Genomic DNA, 253 nt, shown 5'->3' with positions numbered 1-253 from the left:
ATATAGCAATACCGTAACAGGCGGCTTGCCATGTAGCATAGCGTTGGTAAGTAAATTACGAATCAAATGAGTCAACATTGATGATTGACCATCTATCACGATGTGCTCACCAATCAGGGTGGCTTCAGGATAGTGCTGACGTTCTTGATTTACCAAATCGTATAAATCGAGGTTTTCAACTTGCTGTAAGGCATGACCCGCATCCAGACGGCTAACCAGTAATATACTTTCTACTAAGTCATTAAGACCTGAT

Annotated in this window: 1 protein-coding gene; it reads right to left on the bottom strand. The window is 41.5% G+C overall.

Annotation, left to right across the window (positions count from 1 at the left end; translation table 11 throughout):
* Positions 1-253: hypothetical protein (locus tag SB725_RS32610; RefSeq protein WP_410923627.1), on the bottom strand; the 253-nt coding region annotated here is incomplete at both ends.

This window comes from Pseudomonas sp. SIMBA_041, assembly GCF_046535095.1.
Lineage (GTDB): Bacteria > Pseudomonadota > Gammaproteobacteria > Pseudomonadales > Pseudomonadaceae > Aquipseudomonas > Aquipseudomonas mucoides.
The sequence above is the reverse complement of the archived record's forward strand: the minus strand, read 5'-3'. Positions and strand labels throughout refer to the sequence as shown.